Origin of the sequence: Roseateles microcysteis, assembly GCF_036880965.1 — a bacterium.
Lineage (GTDB): Bacteria > Pseudomonadota > Gammaproteobacteria > Burkholderiales > Burkholderiaceae_C > JAUASW01.
Genome location: NZ_JBAJMV010000007.1, coordinates 303,545 through 319,084, shown reverse-complemented (window position 1 = coordinate 319,084; position 15,540 = coordinate 303,545). Strand labels below are relative to the sequence as shown.

Genomic DNA, 15,540 nt, shown 5'->3' with positions numbered 1-15,540 from the left:
CCCGCTGCAAGCGGGCCTTTTCTCTTGAAGCACGCTGCGCTCAGCGCTTCAAGAGGTTCTGCTGCATGAAGCCGATCATCGAATAGAACAGGTAGTCCTGGTTTTCCTTGCGCTGGAAGCCATGGCCCTCGTTCTCGGCGCGCAGGTACCAGACCGGCGTGCCCTGCTCACGCACCTTGGCCACGATCTGCTCGGCCTCGGTGTACGGCACGCGCGGGTCGTTCTTGCCCTGGACGACGAACAGCGGCTTCTTGATCTTGGCGGCATTGGTCAGCGGCGAGATCTTGTCGAGGAACTCCTTCATCGCCGGGTCGCGCTCATCACCGTACTCGACGCGACGCAGGTCGCGGCGGTAGCTCTCGGTGTTGTTCAGGAAAGTGACGAAGTGCGAGATGCCGACGATGTCGATCGCGCCGACGATGCGCTCCGCATAGTTCGTCGACACGGCCAGCACCATGTAGCCGCCGTAGCTGCCGCCCACCACCATCACGCGGCTGGCATCGAGGTTGGGCTGCGTGGCGATCCAGTCCAGCAGCGCGCCGATGTCCTTGACCGAGTCCTCGCGCTTGAAGCCGTTGTCCAGGTCCAGGAAGGTCTTGCCATAGCCGGTCGAGCCGCGCACGTTCGGCTGGATCATGGCGATGCCCATCTCCTGCACGAAGTAGTTGTTGCGACCGATGAAGCCCATCGTCGACTGGCCTTCCGGCCCGCCATGGATGTTGATCAGCACGGGGCGCTTGCCCGGGAATTTGTCGGCCGGCGGCAGGTTGATCAGGCCGGAGATCTGGCGGCCGTCGAAGCTCTTCCAGCGCACGATCTGCTGGTCGCCGAACTTGGCGGTGTCGATGCTGGGTGGCGCGTAGGCCTTGGTCCATTGCTGAACCTTGCCGGCCTTGTCGACCGAGAAGATCTGGCCCGGGCCTTGCGCGCTGTCCAGCGAGAACATCAGCTCGTTGCGCTGCTTGTCATAGCGCGCGTTGCCCACAGAGCCGGCCGGCAGCCTGGGCGCGGGCAGCGGCTTGAAGCTCTTGGCATCGAAGAAGCGCAGCTCGTCGCGGCCATCGATATTGAACTGCAGCGCCAGCGTCTTGCCATCCTCGGTGATGGTGCCGCCGCTCAGGTCCCAGGGCAGGCCGCTGTCCAGGCGCTCCAGCTTGCCGTCTGCCAGCGTCATGCGGCCGAACTCGCGGAACTCGCTGAACTTGGTCGTGGTGATGAACAGCTGCTTGTTGTCGTGCGTAAAACCGGCTGGCGAATAGCTCGCGCGCTCGGTCTGGCCGGCGGCCGGCAAGACCTGGCGCTTCTCGCCGGTGGCCAGGTCCATGATCCAGATGCGCGACTCGGCGGCCGACACGTACTCGGTCAGCGCCACCTGCTTGTCGTCCCAGGAGATCGAGCCCACGCCCCAGCCACCGCCGGGGAACTCGGTCAGCTTGCGCTTCGCTTCAGGTTTCTCGGGGTCCATGATCCACAGCTGCGTCATCACCTGGGCGCGCGAACCGCCCTGCGCGGTGCGGTCCAGCGGCACCGAAGTGAAGAGCAACTGGCTGCTGTTGTGCAGCCAGCCGTTCAGCGCATGGCGCTGGTCGGGGTCGGTCAGCAGCACCGGCTCCTTGCCCTTGCCGTCCAGGCGGTAGAGCTGTGCCACTTCATTGCCGCCGGTGGCGCGGGCAAACACGATGTAGCGGCCATGCTTGGGCTCGTAGGTGGCGCCGCCGACCGGGTCTTGCGAGTCGGTCAGCTGCTCCAGCTCGCCCATCGGGCTGGCAAGGCGATAGAGCTGGCTGGTATTGGCGCCGGCCTTGCGGTGCGAGACCAGCATTTCGCGCTGGGTCGGATGCCAGCTGACAAAGCCATGGCCACGGAAATCGGCATAGGCGGCGACGGCATCGGCGAGGCTTTGGGGCACGGCCGGAATGCCCTGGACGACCAGGTTGGCATTGGGCGCGAGCACGGCGGCAGCAGGCTTGTCCTGGGCCTGGACCAGGCCGGCGCCGGCCAAGGCCAGCAGCAGCGCCGCCAGGCGCAGGGAAGACAGTGATCGTTGCATCTTGAACTCCCGTACAGCAGAAATGACGAGGGGCCATTCTGACCGCGGTCAGCATGGCCCCTCATAGGTCATGCCCCAGGGCGGGGCATGGCTTCAATCGTCAGTTCGTGGGCTGGATGCCCGCAATCGCCCATTCGCGGCTGCCGTCCAGCGGGCGTGCCAGATGCCAGACTTCATCGAAGCCGCTCGCCGCGTCTTCGCTGCGCTCGCGCACCAGGCCCCAGAAGCGCACGCTGACGACCTGGTTGCCCTGCTCTTCGGCGCGGTCGATCACCGTCGCGTCGAGCTGCAGCACTTCGGTCTGCTGCGTGGCCCCCTTGCGGTCCAGCAGCTCCTGCTGGATCGAGGCATACATCTCGGGCGTGGTGAAGCGGCGCAGGTCGGCCTGGTCGCCGCTGTCATTGGCGGCCTGGAGGCGAATGAAAACCTTTTTGGCCAGTTGGGCGAACTCGGCGTCTTCGCTCGAGACGGCAGCCGTGGCGGCAGCTGCGGCCTCCGGTGCTGCCGCCGCTGCTGCGCCAGAGCCCGCGAAGGGCTGCGGATCCAGGCGTTGCACCGGTGCATAGCCGCTGCCATTGCCGCCAGCGTTGCCACCGGCGAAGGCGGGTTGCTGCGCTTGCTTGGCAGCGCCGAAGCGCCGCACCAGGAAGCCGATCACCAGCATGGCGACCAGGCCGATCAGGACCATGGTCATGATGTTGGCCATGGCGGCGCCGAAGCCGAAGTGGCTGGCCAGCGCCGCCAGGCCCAGGCCAGCGGCGAGGCCGGCGAGCGGACCCATCCACGAGCGCTTGGGAGCCGGGGCGGGCGCTGCAGCAGGAGCCGGCGCGGCGGGCGCTGCCGCGTTCTGCGTCGGGGCAGGTTTGGCCGGGGCAGCCGGTGCCGTCTGCTGCGGCACGGTGCGCTTCATGCCGCCGCCGCCGATGCGCTTGGCGTCAGCGCCAACGCTGCCGAGGCTCAGGCCCACGATGATTGCGCTCAGCACGAGCTTGTTCAGAAAGTTCAACTGGATCTCCGGAAGTCGCCCCGAGAACGGGGCAGAGTACGAAATTGGGGTGAGGGTAGACGATTTCAAGCCTGGCGCACGTCGGCGATGGGCTGGCTGCCAAAGTCAGGGCGGCGCAGATAGGCAATGACCTTGCCCGCCGCCTCGTCGGGGCTCATCAAGGCGCCGCTGGCCTTGAAGTCGATAAAACGCTGCTGCTCGGGGAAGCCCGCCGGGTCGGCCGTGCGCAGCTGGATCTGCATGTCGGTGTCGATCACGCCCGGCGCCAACGAGACGATGCGTGCGCCGTTCGCGCGTTCTGCTTCGTCGAGTGCCATCGAGGCCGAGAGGTTGTCCATGCCGGCCTTGGCGGCGCAATAGGGCGCGCTGCCGGCCATGGCGCGGCGGCCCAGGCCCGAGCTGATGTTGAGGATCTTCAAGGGCACGCCCCAGGCGCGCGTGGCCTGCAGGAAGGCGGCAGACAGCAGCAGCACCGACTCCAGCCCGACACGGATGGCATTCGACAGCTCGGCCAGCGAGGCCTGGTCGATGGGACCGGGCCGCGAGATCACGCCGGCGTTGTTGATCAGGGTCGCGCTGGCAAACGGGCTCTGCTTTCCCAGCCAGTCCTGGAGCCGCTCCGCGGCTTCCAAGGGGTGGGACAGGTCCTGCTGCCAGGGCTCCAGACCGGACACCTCGGGCCCTGCCAGGCGGGCAATACCGATCACGCGGTGCTCCGGGCCGGTGAGTCGGCGGGCGATGGCGGCGCCCATGCCGCGCGAGCTGCCGGTGACGATGAAGAGGTGCTGCTTGCTGTTCATTGCGCGCATGGTACTCAGAACGGCACCGGGCTCTCGACGGTCAGCGCGCCCACCGTCAGTTCGCAGGCGTGCAGGAGCAGTCGCTCGGCGCCGGATTCATTGCCATACAGCGCGTCGCCCGCTATCGGGTGGCCGATAGCCATCAGGTGCACGCGCAACTGGTGCGATCGCCCGGTGACGGGCTCCAGCGCCACGCGGGTTCGCTGCCCCTCGTGCGAGAGCGCGCGCCAGCGGGTCAGCGCCGGCTTGCCGGCTGCGTGGTCGATCTTCTGCTTCGGTCGGTTCGGCCAATCGGCAATCAGCGGCAGTTCGATCTCGTGCCAGTTGCCGTCGAGGGGCAGCAAGCCCTCGACGACGGCGACATAGCGCTTGTGCACCCGCCGCTGCATGAATTCGTAGCTGAAAGCGCGCTGCATTTCGGCGCCACGGGCGAACAGCAGGAGGCCGGAGGTGGGCTGATCGAGCCGGTGGACGATCAGTGCATCCGGATAGCGGGCCTGCACGCGCGCGGCGGCGCAGTCCTGCTTGTCTTCACCGCGACCAGGGACGGAGAGCAGGCCGGCTGGTTTGTCGACGACGACACAGGTCTCGTCGACATGCAGCCAGACCAGCTCGCCTGCTTCTTTCAACCGCCCAACTTCTTCTTCAGAAGCTCGTTGACGACGGTCGGATTGGCCTTGCCCTTGGTCGCCTTCATCGCCTGGCCGACCAGGGCGTTGAAGGCTTTCTCCTTGCCAGAGCGGAACTCTTCCACCGACTTCTGGTTGGCGGCCAGGACTTCGTCGAGGATGCGTTCGATCTCGCCGGTGTCGTTGGACTGCTTCAGGTCCTTGGCGGCAATGATCGCGTCGACATCCGAGCCTTCGCCGGCCCACAGCGCATCGAAGACCTGCTTGGCGGAGTTGTTCGAGATCGTGCCGTCGGTGATGCGGGCGATCAGTTTCGCGAGCAACTCGGCACCGACCGGCGCAGCGTCGATGGCCAGGCCCTCGCTATTGAGTCGCTTGCTGATCTCGCCCATCACCCAGTTGGCCACCAGCTTTGGCGCGGCACCCGCGGCCTTGGCGGCCTCGTAATAGCGCGCCGTCGCCAGGCTCTGCGTCATCATCGTCGCGTCGTATTCCGGCAGGCCGTCGGCCGACTGGAAACGCGCCGCCATCACGGCGGGCAGCTCGGGCATCTCGCCCTTCACGCGCTCCACCCATTCCGGCGCGATCACCAGCGGCGGCAGATCGGGGTCGGGGAAGTAGCGGTAGTCGGCCGAGTCTTCCTTGCTGCGCATCGCGCGGGTCTCGCCGGTGTCCGGGTTGAACAGCACCGTGGCCTGCTGGATCTTGAAACCGTCCTCGATCTGGTCGATCTGCCAGTTCACCTCGTAGTCCACCGCCTGCAGCAGGTAGCGGAAGCTGTTGAGGTTCTTGATCTCGCGGCGTGTGCCATAGGGCTCGCCGGGCTTGCGCACCGAGACGTTGACGTCGCAGCGGAATGAGCCTTCCTGCATGTTGCCGTCGCAGATGCCGAGCCACATCACCAGCGCATGCAGGGTCTTGGCGTATTCGGCGGCCTCGGCGCCCGAGCGCATGTCGGGTTCGGAGACGATCTCCAGCAGCGGTGTGCCGGCGCGGTTCAGGTCAATGCCGCTCTGGCCGTGATAGTCCTCGTGCAGGCTTTTTCCCGCGTCCTCTTCCAGGTGGGCACGGGTCAGGTTGACCTTGTGCTTCACATCGCCGACAAAGAACTCCACCTGGCCGCCCTGCACCACCGGGATCTCGAACTGGCTGATCTGGTAGCCCTTGGGCAGGTCCGGGTAGAAGTAGTTCTTGCGCGCAAAGATCGACAGTGGCGCGACCTTGGCGCCCACGGCCAGGCCGAAGCGGATGGCCCGCTCGACGGCCGCGCGGTTCAGCACCGGCAGCGTGCCGGGCAGGGCCAGGTCCACGGGCGAGGCCTGCGTGTTCGGCTCGGCGCCGAAGGCCGTGGAGCTGCCGCTGAAGATCTTCGACTGGGTCGAGAGCTGGACGTGGTTCTCGAGGCCGATCACGACCTCGTAGCCACGGATGAGTTTGGGTTTTGTCGTCATTGCGAGATCAGCCTCCGCCGAGCCGCCTCAAGGAGGCTGGCGCCCCCGTGGGGGCAGCGAACAAAGTGAGCGTGGGGGTCAACATTCGTCAGAAACCTGCCGGTGCCTTCTGGTGCCAGTCGGTGGCCTGCTGCAAGGCGTGGGCCGTGTGCAGGAGCTGGCCTTCCTTGAAGTAGTTGCCGATCAATTGAAGACCGACGGGCATGCCGCCTTCGCCAAAGCCCACCGGCACGCTCATGCCGGGCAGGCCGGCCAGCGAGCCGGGCAGGGTGAAGATGTCGGCGAGGTAGGCCTTGACCGGATCGTCCGAGCCCTCGCCCGCCTTCCAGGCCACGCTCGGCGCCACCGGGCCGGCAATCACGTCGCACTGCGCGAAGGCTTGCTGGAAGTCGTCCGCGATCATGCGGCGCAGCTTCTGGGCCTGCAGGTAATAGGCGTCGTAGTAGCCGTGCGAGAGCACATAGCTGCCGATCATGATGCGGCGCTTGACCTCGGGGCCGAAGCCTTCGGCGCGGGTCTTCTTGTACATGTCCAGCAGGTCGGTGTACTTCTCGGCACGGTGGCCGAAGCGCACGCCGTCGAAGCGGCTGAGGTTGGAGCTCGCCTCGGCCGGGGCAATGATGTAGTACACGGGAATGGCCAGTTCGGTGCGTGGCAGGCTCACGTCTACCAGGGTGGCGCCGAGCTTTTCCAGCTCCGCCAGGCCTTGGCGAACGGCGCTGTTCACGTCGGCCGACAAGCCTTGCGGGAAGAATTCAGCAGCGACGCCGATGCGCAGGCCCTTCAAGGGCTGAGCAGCCGTGGCGCCATCCCGTGCCTGCAGCATCTGGGCATGGAAATCCTGCGGCGGCTGCTGCACGCTGGTGGCGTCGCGCTCGTCAAAGCCGCTCATGGCAGACAGCAGCAGCGAGCAGTCTTCGGCCGAACGGGCCATCGGACCGGCCTGGTCCAGGCTGGAGGCGAAGGCGATCATGCCGTAGCGTGAGCACACGCCGTAGGTCGGCTTGATGCCGGTGATGCCGGTGAAGCTGGCTGGCTGGCGGATCGAGCCGCCGGTGTCGGTGCCGGTGCTGGCGGGCACCAGGCGCGCCGCGACAGCCGTGGCAGAGCCGCCGGAGGAGCCGCCGGGCACGCGGCCGGCATCCCAGGGGTTGTGCGCCGGGCCATAGGCCGAGTTCTCGTTGGCCGAGCCCATGGCGAATTCGTCGCAGTTCAGCTTGCCCAGGGCCACGGTGCCGGCTTCGTTCAGCCGGGCCACGACGGTGGCGTCGAAGGGGCTGCGGTAGTTCGCCAGGATCTTGGAACCGGCCGTCGTCGGCATGTCGGCCGTGACGTAGATGTCCTTGTGGGCCAGCGGAATGCCGATCAGGGCGCCGCCGGGTTGTGAACCTTGACCGGCCGCGAGGCGGGCGTCCGCCGCATCGGCACGGGCCAGGGCGGCATCGGCGTCCACATGGAGGAAAGCGCCCAGCGATTCGTGGGCCTGGACGCGAGCCAGCAGGGCCTGCGTCACTTCGCGGCTGGAGGTCTGGCGCTGGCGCAGGGCCTGACCCAGCTCGGCCACGCCCAGTTCATGCAATGGTTTCATGGAGAAGATCCGCTCGCTCTTGTTATTCGATGACCTTGGGCACCAGGAACAGGCCGTCCTCGACCGCCGGTGCGCTTCTCTGATTCAGCTCGCGCTGGTTACTCTCCGATACCTTGTCGTCGCGCAGGCGCAGGTGCACGTCCTGCACGGCCGAGAGGGGGGTGTAGAGCGGCTCGACGCCGCTGGTGTCCACCGCGCTCATCTGCTCGACGATGGAGAAAAAGCCATTGAGCTGCGGGAGCAGCGCGGCCGCTTCGGCCGGGGAAAGTTCCAGCCGCGCCAGATGGGCGATGCGGCTCACGTCGTCGGATGTCAGGGCCATCGGGTGGGGGCTCCAAAGCCTGCGAAAGAAGAGCCCCAAGGGCCTTCCCTCATGCGTAATTTAGGGGGTGATCGGGTATTATCTCCGCTTATCTCCATAGCTACGGGGCTGCCCTACCGGCAAGGTTCAGGCAGCCTCGTTGCATATGGTGCGAACACCGCCCGCGGCCGCCTGGCGTGAAGGTCAACCTCAGGGTGGGCCTCATGCCAAACGACCGCCGTTTCTCGACCCAACAATGCGCCCAGCCAGCAGCGCGACCTCTGCCGCCACAGCGACAGATGCGCCGCGTTGGCATCCAAACACACCATGTTCGCCTCCCTGCGCCGCTACTTTTCCACCGACCTCGCCATTGACCTGGGTACCGCCAACACGCTGATTTACGTCCGCGGCAAAGGCATCGTGCTCGACGAGCCCTCGGTCGTCGCCATCCGTCATGAAGGCGGTTCCAACGGCAAGAAGACCATCCAGGCCGTCGGCCGCGAGGCCAAGGCCATGCTGGGCAAGGTGCCCGGCAATATCGAGGCGATCCGCCCGATGAAGGACGGCGTGATCGCCGACTTCGTGATCACCGAGCAGATGATCAAGCAGTTCATCAAGATGGTGCACGACACCAAGCTGCTGCGCCCCTCGCCCCGCATCATCATCTGCGTGCCCTGCGGCTCTACCCAGGTCGAGAAGCGCGCCATTCGGGATGCCGCCCTCGGCGCTGGCGCCTCCGAAGTGCACCTGATCGAAGAGCCGATGGCCGCGGCCATCGGTGCCGGCCTGCCGGTCTCCGAAGCCTCGGGCTCGATGGTCATCGACATCGGCGGCGGCACCACCGAAGTCGGCGTGATCTCGCTGGGCGGCATGGTGTACAAGGGCTCGGTCCGCGTTGGCGGCGACAAGTTCGACGAAGCCATCATCAACTACATCCGCCGCAACTACGGCATGTTGATCGGCGAGCCCACGGCTGAAGCAATCAAGAAGAACATCGGCTCGGCCTTTCCCGGCTCCGAAGTCAAGGAAATGGAAGTCAAGGGCCGCAACCTCAGCGAAGGCGTGCCGCGCAGCTTCACCATCTCGTCCAACGAGATCCTTGAAGCCCTGACCGACCCGCTGAATCAGATCGTCTCGGCCGTGAAGAACGCGCTGGAGCAGACGCCGCCCGAGCTGGGCGCGGACATCGCCGAACGCGGCATGATGCTGACCGGTGGTGGGGCGCTGCTGCGCGACCTGGACCGCCTGCTGGCCGAGGAAACCGGCCTGCCGGTGCTGGTGGCCGAAGACCCGCTGACCTGCGTGGTGCGCGGTTGCGGCATGGCGCTGGAGCGCATGGAGCGCCTGGGCCTGATCTTCGCCTCCGAGTAATCCCCTCCATGTTCCCGAGCAAGCCGGCACGTTGTACGACGGGCCGGCTTTTCTCCGTTTGGCGCCCATGAGCCTCGGTACCCTAGATCGCAATCCGCCGCCCTTGTTCCGACAGGGCCTGTCGGCCGCCAGCAAGCTGGCGGTCTACGCGGCGCTGGCCATCTTCCTGATGGTGGCCGATGCGCGCTTCAAGCTGACCCAACCCTTGCGCATGGTGCTGGCCACGGCCCTGCATCCGATGCAGCGCGCCTTGCTGGCCCCGGTGGATGCCTGGGAAGCGGGTGGCGACTATCTGCGCGGCATGGAGCGAGCCACCGAGGCCGAGAACCAGGCCAGGCGACAGCTGGTACTGCAGGCCGAGAAGCTTTCGCGTGCCAGCCAGTTGCAGGCCGAGAACGACCGCCTGCGTGCGCTCCTGAAGATCCAGGCAGCGCAATCCGTGCCATCGATGGCGGCGGAGGTGCTTTATGAAGCGGCTGATCCGTACTCGCGCCGCGTCGTCATCGACCACGGCAGCCGCCATGGCGTGCGCGCCGGCGCGCCGGTCATCAACGATGCCGGCGTGCTGGGTCAGGTCACCCGGGTCTACCTGCTCTCAAGCGAGGTGACCCTGCTGGGCGACAAGGACGCTGCCATTCCCGTGCTCAACAACCGCACGCAGCAGCGTGGCGTTGCCTTTGGCGGCGAGCGCAGCGAAGGTCCGATGGAACTGCGCTTCATGGCCGCCAATGCCGACATCAAGGAAGGCGACCTGCTCTCCACCTCGGGCCTGGACGGCGTCTACCCGCCCGGCCTGCCGGTGGCCACCGTGGCCACCGTCGAGCGCCGTGGCGATACCAGTTTTGCTCGCGTCAGCCTGAAGCCGACCTCGTCGCCGGACGCGGCCCGCCATGTCTTGGTGCTGGAGCCCTTGGCCCTGCACGAAGCAGCGCGCAGCGAAGCCGCGGCAGCCAATTCGGCCGAGGCAGCGAGCGCCGCCCAGCGCAAGGCGGAAATCAAGAGCGATGCCAAGGCCAAGGCCGCCGAAGCACGCGCCGCCGCAGCGAGCAAGCCCGCGCAAGGGGGCGAACGATGATCATGCCGCGCGGCACCGGCCAGCTGCTCCTGCCGGTCAACCCTCTGTTCATCGCCATGAGCCTCTTGTTGGCGCTGATCTTCGACATGGTGCCCATCGGCCGCGTGGCCGCAATGCCCGACCTGCTGGCCCTGGTGCTGGTGTTCTGGAATGTGCACCAGCCGCGCCGCGTGGGCGTGGGCTGGGCCTTCAGCTTCGGACTGCTGGTGGACGTGCACCATGGCGCCTTGCTGGGTCAGCACGCGCTGGCCTACAGCATGCTCAGCTTTGGCGCCGTGGCCCTGCATCGCCGCTTGCTGTGGTTCAAGCTGCGCGAGCAGGCCCTGCATGTGCTGCCGCTTTTCATCGGCGCGCATGCGGTCTCCCTGATCGTGCGCCTGATGGTGGGTGGCATGTGGCCGGGCTGGACGCTGATCTTCGCGCCGCTGATCGAGACGGCGCTGTGGCCCATTGCCACGACCCTCCTGCTCGCGCCGCAGCGCCGGCCGCCCGATCCCGACGCCCACCGTCCGCTGTGAGGCTGGCCTAGCCCGTGACCCTGATTACGAATCTCCACCAGGAGCTGAGCCGCTTCCGCTTGCGCGTGCTGGCGGCCGGCGCCTTCGTGCTCTTCTGCTTCCTCTTGCTGCTGGCGCGCCTGCTCTGGCTGCAGGTGGCGCAGCACAGCGCGCTGCTGGAGCGCGCCGAATCGAACCGCGTGACCGTGGTGCCTATCGTGCCCAACCGCGGCCTGATCAAGGACCGCAACGGTATCGTGCTGGCCAGCAACTATTCGGCCTACACGCTGGAGATCACACCCAGCAAGGTGGTGGACCTGGAAAAGACCATCGACGAGCTGGCCGGCGTGATCGAGATCCAGCCGCGCGACCGCAAGCGCTTCAAGCGCCTGATCGAGGAAAGCAAGAACTTCGAGTCGCTGCCGATCCGCACCAAGCTGAGCGATGCGGAGGTGGCGCGCTTTGCCGCGCAACGCTTCCGCTTTCCCGGTGTCGAGATCAAGGCGCGGCTGTTCCGCAACTATCCGCTGGGCGAGATCGGCAGCCACCTGATCGGCTATATCGGCCGCATCAACCAGGCCGAGAAGAAGGCACAGGACGACTGGCCCGAGGAAGACATCGCCAACTACCGCGGCACCGAGTACATCGGCAAGCTGGGCCTGGAGCAGGCCTACGAGCGCGAGCTGCATGGCGTGACCGGCTTCGAGCAGGTCGAGACCAGCGCCGGCGGCAAGGCCGTGCGGCGCCTGGCGCACCGGCCGCCCACGCCGGGCAATACGCTGGTTCTGTCCATCGACATCCGGCTGCAGGCGCTGGTGGAAGAGCTGTTCAAGGACCGGCGTGGCGCGCTCGTGGCCATCGACCCGCGCAATGGCGAGGTGCTGGCCTTTGTTTCCAAGCCAACCTTCGACCCCAATCTCTTCGTCGACGGCATCGATGCCGACAGCTGGCGCGAGCTCAACGAGAACCCCGACAAGCCGCTCCTGAACCGGGCGCTGCGCGGCACCTATCCGCCCGGCTCGACCTTCAAGCCGCTGATGGCGATGGCGGCCTTGAACAGCGGCAAGCGGGCAGCCAATGTGGTCATCATGGACAACCTGAACTACACCTTTGGCAACAAGGTGTTCGGCAGCCCCGAGACCGACCGGGCCGGCCCCAAGGACATGCGCCTGGCCATCGTCAGCTCGTCCAACGTCTACTTCTACAGCCTGGCCAACGAGATGGGCGTGGACCTGATCCACGACCAGCTGGAGCCTTTCGGTCTCGGCCGCAAGACCGACATTGACGTGCAGGGCGAGGTCACCGGCGTGCTGCCCTCGCAGGACTGGAAGCGCCGCTACTTCGCCAAGAACCCGGCCAACCAGAAGTGGTTTGCCGGTGAGACGATCTCGCTGGGCATCGGCCAGGGCTACAACAACTTCACCATGCTGCAGATGGCCAACGCCTACTCCACCATCGCCTCGGGCGGCCAGCGCTTCAAGCCGCGCCTGGTGCGCGAGATCGAGGACGTGGTGCAGCACAAGCAGCGCCGCATGGCCAGCGACGCGCTGCCGCCGCTGCCGCTGAAGCCCGAGCATGTGGAAGTGATCCGCAATGCCATGAACGGCGTGACGCTTGAAGGCACCTCGCGCCAGGTCTTCCTCGGCGCGCCCTACACCAGCGGCGGCAAGACAGGGACGGCCCAGGCCGTGGGCCTGAAGGCCGGCGAGAAGTACAAGGACATCAAGGCCGACGAGCGCAAGCGCGACCATTCGCTCTACGTCGCCTTTGCGCCGGTGGAAGCGCCGACGATCGCGCTGGCCCTGATCGTCGAGAACGCCGGCTGGGGTTCCAGCGGCGCCGCGCCGATCGCCCGCCGCGTGTTCGACTACATGCTGCTGGGCCAGTACCCGAGCGAGGAAGACATCGCGCTGACCCAGCAGGCCAAGACTTACGCACCGGTCGGCACGCCGCGCCGCGCGGTCGATGTGCCTTTGCCTGGTTCATCGGGCGCCCCGGCCGCCGCCAGTGCGCCGGCATCGACAGCCTCTGAGGCCAGTTCGGCGGCATCGGGAGCCTCAAGATGAACGCAGTACTGAGCAAGCCCAGCCTCTTGCGCCGGATGCGGCCCCTGTTTGCCGGCTTCGACGTGCCGCTGCTGCTGGCCATGTTCTGGCTGATGGCGCTGGGCCTGCTGTGCATGTATTCGGCCGGCTATGACCACGGCACGCGCTTCGTCGACCACGCCCGCAACATGTTGCTGGCGCTGGGCGTGATGTTCGTCGTGGCGCAGGCGCCGCCGCAGAAGGTGGCGCGGCTGGCGGTGCCGCTGTACGTCTTCGGCGTGGCGCTGCTGATCGCGGTGGCGCTGTTCGGCATCAGCAAGAAGGGCGCGACCCGCTGGCTCAATATCGGCGTCACGCAGATCCAGCCCTCCGAGCTCCTGAAGATCGCCGTGCCGTTGATGCTGGCCTGGTGGTTCCAGAAGCGCGAGGGTCAGTTACGGTTGCCGGACTTCGTAGCCGCCTTCATCCTGCTGGCCATTCCTGTCGGGCTCGTGGCCAAGCAGCCAGACCTGGGCACGTCGATCCTCGTGCTGGCCGCCGGCCTCTATGTGATCTTCTTCGCCGGCCTGTCCTGGAAGCTGATCGTGCCGGCCGTGGTGGCGGGCGCGCTTGCCATCACGGCCCTGGTGATGAGCGAGGACGCGATCTGCCAGCCCGAGGTCAAGTGGCCGGTGCTGCGCGAGTACCAGAAGAACCGCGTCTGCACCCTGCTGGACCCGAGCAAGGACCCGCTGGGTAAGGGCTTCCACATTATCCAGGGCGAGATCGCCATCGGCTCCGGCGGCGTGACCGGCAAGGGCTTCATGAAGGGCACGCAGACCCATCTGGAATTCATCCCCGAGCGCACGACCGACTTTGTGTTCGCCGCCTATGGCGAGGAGTTCGGCCTGATCGGCGCACTGGGCCTGCTGATCGGCTTCACCGCGCTGATCCTGCGCGGGCTCGTCATTGCCAGCGAGGCGCCGACGATGTTTTCGAGGCTGCTGGCGGGCGCCATCACCCTGAGCTTCTTCACCTATGTATTCGTCAACATGGGCATGGTCAGCGGCATCCTGCCCGTGGTGGGCGTGCCCTTGCCCTTCATCAGCTATGGCGGCACGGCCATGGTGATGCTGGGCATCAGCCTGGGCCTGCTGATGGGCATTGGCCGCAGCCGCCGCGCATCGCACCATTCCTGAGCTGTTCCCGAGTCACTCCTGAGCGGGCGGCGGCAAGGCCTGCTGCGACTGGGCCTGGAAGCGGATCGTGAAGCGGGCGCCTGGCGTTTCGTGGCCGGGCGAGGGGCGGCGTTCGCGGGTGTCGTCCAGCGTCACCTCGGTGCCATGCTGTTGCGCGATCTCGCGCACGATGGCCAGGCCCAGGCCCGAGCCATCCACCTCGGTGCCAAGCGCCCGGTAGAAGGGCTGGAATACCTTCTCGCGCTCGCTTTCGGGAATGCCGGGGCCGGAGTCTTCCACCTGCAGCACGACGACCTGGCCGAACGGGTCTTCCACGACGCGCACCGTCACCGTGCCGCCGTTTGGCGTGTAGAGCAGGGCGTTGTCCACCAGATTGCGTATCAGCTCCCGGATCAGCAGGGGATGGCCCAGCACGCGCAACTGGCTGGCGGCGATCTCCGCGCCTTCATAGCCGAGGTCGATGCGCTTCTCCATCGCGCGGGGCACGAAGTCGCGCACTGTTTCAATGGCCAGGCCTGAGAGATTGACCATGCTGCGGCGCGCGGCATGTTCCTTGTCTTCGGCGCGCGCCATGGCCAGCAGCTGGTTGACCATGTGGGCGGCGCGCTGGCTGGAGAGCGCGATCTGCTGCAGCGAACGCTTCAATTCGGACGGCGAACTGCGGCCTTCATCGATCTCGCGCTGCGCGAACTCGGCTTGCGTGCGCAGGCCGGCCAGCGGTGTCTTCAACTGGTGCGCGGCATCGGCGAGGAAGTGCTTCTGGCTGCTGATTGACTGGTCAAGCCGCGCCAGCAGGTCGTTGATGGCGCGCACCAGTGGCGCCACTTCATCGGGCACGCGGCCTTCGTCGATGGGACTCAGGTCCGAGCTTTCGCGGCGGCGGATGCGGCGCTGCAATTCATTCAGCGGCGCGATACCGCGCGCCAGGGCCAGCCACACCAGCAGCACCGCCAGCGGCAGGATCACGAACTGCGGCAGGATCACGCCCTTGATGATCTCGTTGGTCAGCCGCGAGCGCTTTCCCAGCGTCTCGGCCACCTGGACCAGCATCGTCCGGTTGGCGCCGGTCTGGCCTTCTGGCGCGACCCAGAGATAGGCCACGCGCACGCTCTCGCCGCTGATCTCGTCGTCGCGGAACTGCAGGTCCCAGGGCTGGATGCTCGCGTCGGCCTGAGGCACCGGCAAGGCCTGGTCGCCGCTCAGGTACTCGCCACGCAGGCCTAGCACCTGGTAGTAGACGGTGTCGCTTTCGTCTGCCCGCAAGAGCGCGGCGGCTTCCGCGGAGAGGGCATAGCGAGCCTTGTTCTGCGTGCCGCGCGCCGACTCGGTGGCCACCTGCAGGCCAAGGTTGCGCGCCATCTCGCCGAGCTCGCGGTCGTAGGGCCGGGCGGAAATGCCCTGGGCCACCAGCCAGGTCAAGGCCACGCTGATCGGCCAGATCAGCAGGAGCGGCGCAAGCATCCAATCCAGGATCTCGCCGAACAGCGAGCGGGGCTGTGGTGCGGCGCTCATTGGACGAAGGGTCGATGGCTGCTGCCAGCCATCGGAG

Annotated in this window: 13 protein-coding genes; 5 read left to right on the top strand and 8 right to left on the bottom strand. The window is 66.7% G+C overall.

The window, feature by feature from the left end; all coding sequences use genetic code 11:
* Nucleotides 1-40: 40 nt before the first annotated feature.
* From V3596_RS20105 to gatC, 7 genes are all read right to left on the bottom strand, one after another.
* On the bottom strand, nt 41-2,050 hold the full coding sequence (locus tag V3596_RS20105; RefSeq protein ID WP_334279615.1) for a S9 family peptidase: 2,010 nt from the start codon (nt 2,048-2,050) through the stop codon (nt 41-43).
* Between the two features lie 100 nt (nt 2,051-2,150).
* Entirely contained in the window at nt 2,151-3,056 is a 906-nt protein-coding gene (locus V3596_RS20100; protein ID WP_334279614.1) for a Tim44 domain-containing protein, read from the bottom strand.
* A 65-nt stretch (nt 3,057-3,121) separates the two neighbouring features.
* Nucleotides 3,122-3,856 carry an SDR family NAD(P)-dependent oxidoreductase gene (locus V3596_RS20095; RefSeq protein ID WP_334279613.1) on the bottom strand — a complete coding sequence of 245 codons (735 nt, stop codon included), beginning with the start codon at nt 3,854-3,856 and terminating at the stop codon, nt 3,122-3,124.
* A 14-nt stretch (nt 3,857-3,870) separates the two neighbouring features.
* Nucleotides 3,871-4,485, bottom strand: coding sequence for an RluA family pseudouridine synthase (locus V3596_RS20090; protein WP_334279612.1), 615 nt, complete (start codon nt 4,483-4,485; stop codon nt 3,871-3,873).
* Nucleotides 4,482-5,936 (bottom strand): Asp-tRNA(Asn)/Glu-tRNA(Gln) amidotransferase subunit GatB, encoded by a 1,455-nt coding sequence (gene gatB, locus V3596_RS20085; RefSeq protein ID WP_334279611.1) that lies wholly within the window; start codon nt 5,934-5,936, stop codon nt 4,482-4,484. The genes V3596_RS20090 and gatB overlap by 4 nt, the downstream gene beginning before the upstream one ends.
* An 88-nt stretch (nt 5,937-6,024) precedes the next feature.
* Complete coding sequence (gene gatA, locus V3596_RS20080) at nt 6,025-7,524, bottom strand: Asp-tRNA(Asn)/Glu-tRNA(Gln) amidotransferase subunit GatA (protein ID WP_334279610.1); 1,500 nt, start codon at nt 7,522-7,524, stop codon at nt 6,025-6,027.
* A 22-nt stretch (nt 7,525-7,546) separates the two neighbouring features.
* Entirely contained in the window at nt 7,547-7,846 is a 300-nt protein-coding gene (gene gatC / locus V3596_RS20075; RefSeq protein WP_334279609.1) for an Asp-tRNA(Asn)/Glu-tRNA(Gln) amidotransferase subunit GatC, read from the bottom strand.
* Between the two features lie 306 nt (nt 7,847-8,152).
* On the opposite strand from gatC, the gene V3596_RS20070 reads away from it, so the two are divergent.
* The 5 genes from V3596_RS20070 (at nt 8,153) to rodA (ending at nt 13,991) form a co-directional block, all read left to right on the top strand.
* The gene (locus tag V3596_RS20070) at nt 8,153-9,196 is read left to right on the top strand and encodes a rod shape-determining protein (RefSeq protein ID WP_334279608.1); all 1,044 of its coding nucleotides are present in this window, start codon (nt 8,153-8,155) and stop codon (nt 9,194-9,196) included.
* A gap of 67 nt (nt 9,197-9,263) precedes the next feature.
* Nucleotides 9,264-10,271, top strand: coding sequence for a rod shape-determining protein MreC (gene mreC / locus V3596_RS20065; protein WP_334279607.1), 1,008 nt, complete (start codon nt 9,264-9,266; stop codon nt 10,269-10,271).
* Nucleotides 10,268-10,789 (top strand): rod shape-determining protein MreD, encoded by a 522-nt coding sequence (gene mreD / locus V3596_RS20060; RefSeq protein WP_334279606.1) that lies wholly within the window; start codon nt 10,268-10,270, stop codon nt 10,787-10,789. The genes mreC and mreD overlap by 4 nt, the downstream gene beginning before the upstream one ends.
* A 14-nt stretch (nt 10,790-10,803) precedes the next feature.
* The gene (mrdA, locus tag V3596_RS20055) at nt 10,804-12,834 is read left to right on the top strand and encodes a penicillin-binding protein 2 (RefSeq protein ID WP_334279605.1); all 2,031 of its coding nucleotides are present in this window, start codon (nt 10,804-10,806) and stop codon (nt 12,832-12,834) included.
* Nucleotides 12,831-13,991: a rod shape-determining protein RodA gene (rodA, locus tag V3596_RS20050; protein ID WP_334279604.1), complete on the top strand. Its 1,161-nt coding sequence runs from the start codon at nt 12,831-12,833 to the stop codon at nt 13,989-13,991. The genes mrdA and rodA overlap by 4 nt, the downstream gene beginning before the upstream one ends.
* A gap of 12 nt (nt 13,992-14,003) precedes the next feature.
* Here rodA and V3596_RS20045 read toward each other — a convergent pair whose 3' ends face one another.
* Nucleotides 14,004-15,503 carry a sensor histidine kinase gene (locus tag V3596_RS20045; RefSeq protein ID WP_334279603.1) on the bottom strand — a complete coding sequence of 500 codons (1,500 nt, stop codon included), beginning with the start codon at nt 15,501-15,503 and terminating at the stop codon, nt 14,004-14,006.
* Nucleotides 15,504-15,540: the final 37 nt, after the last annotated feature.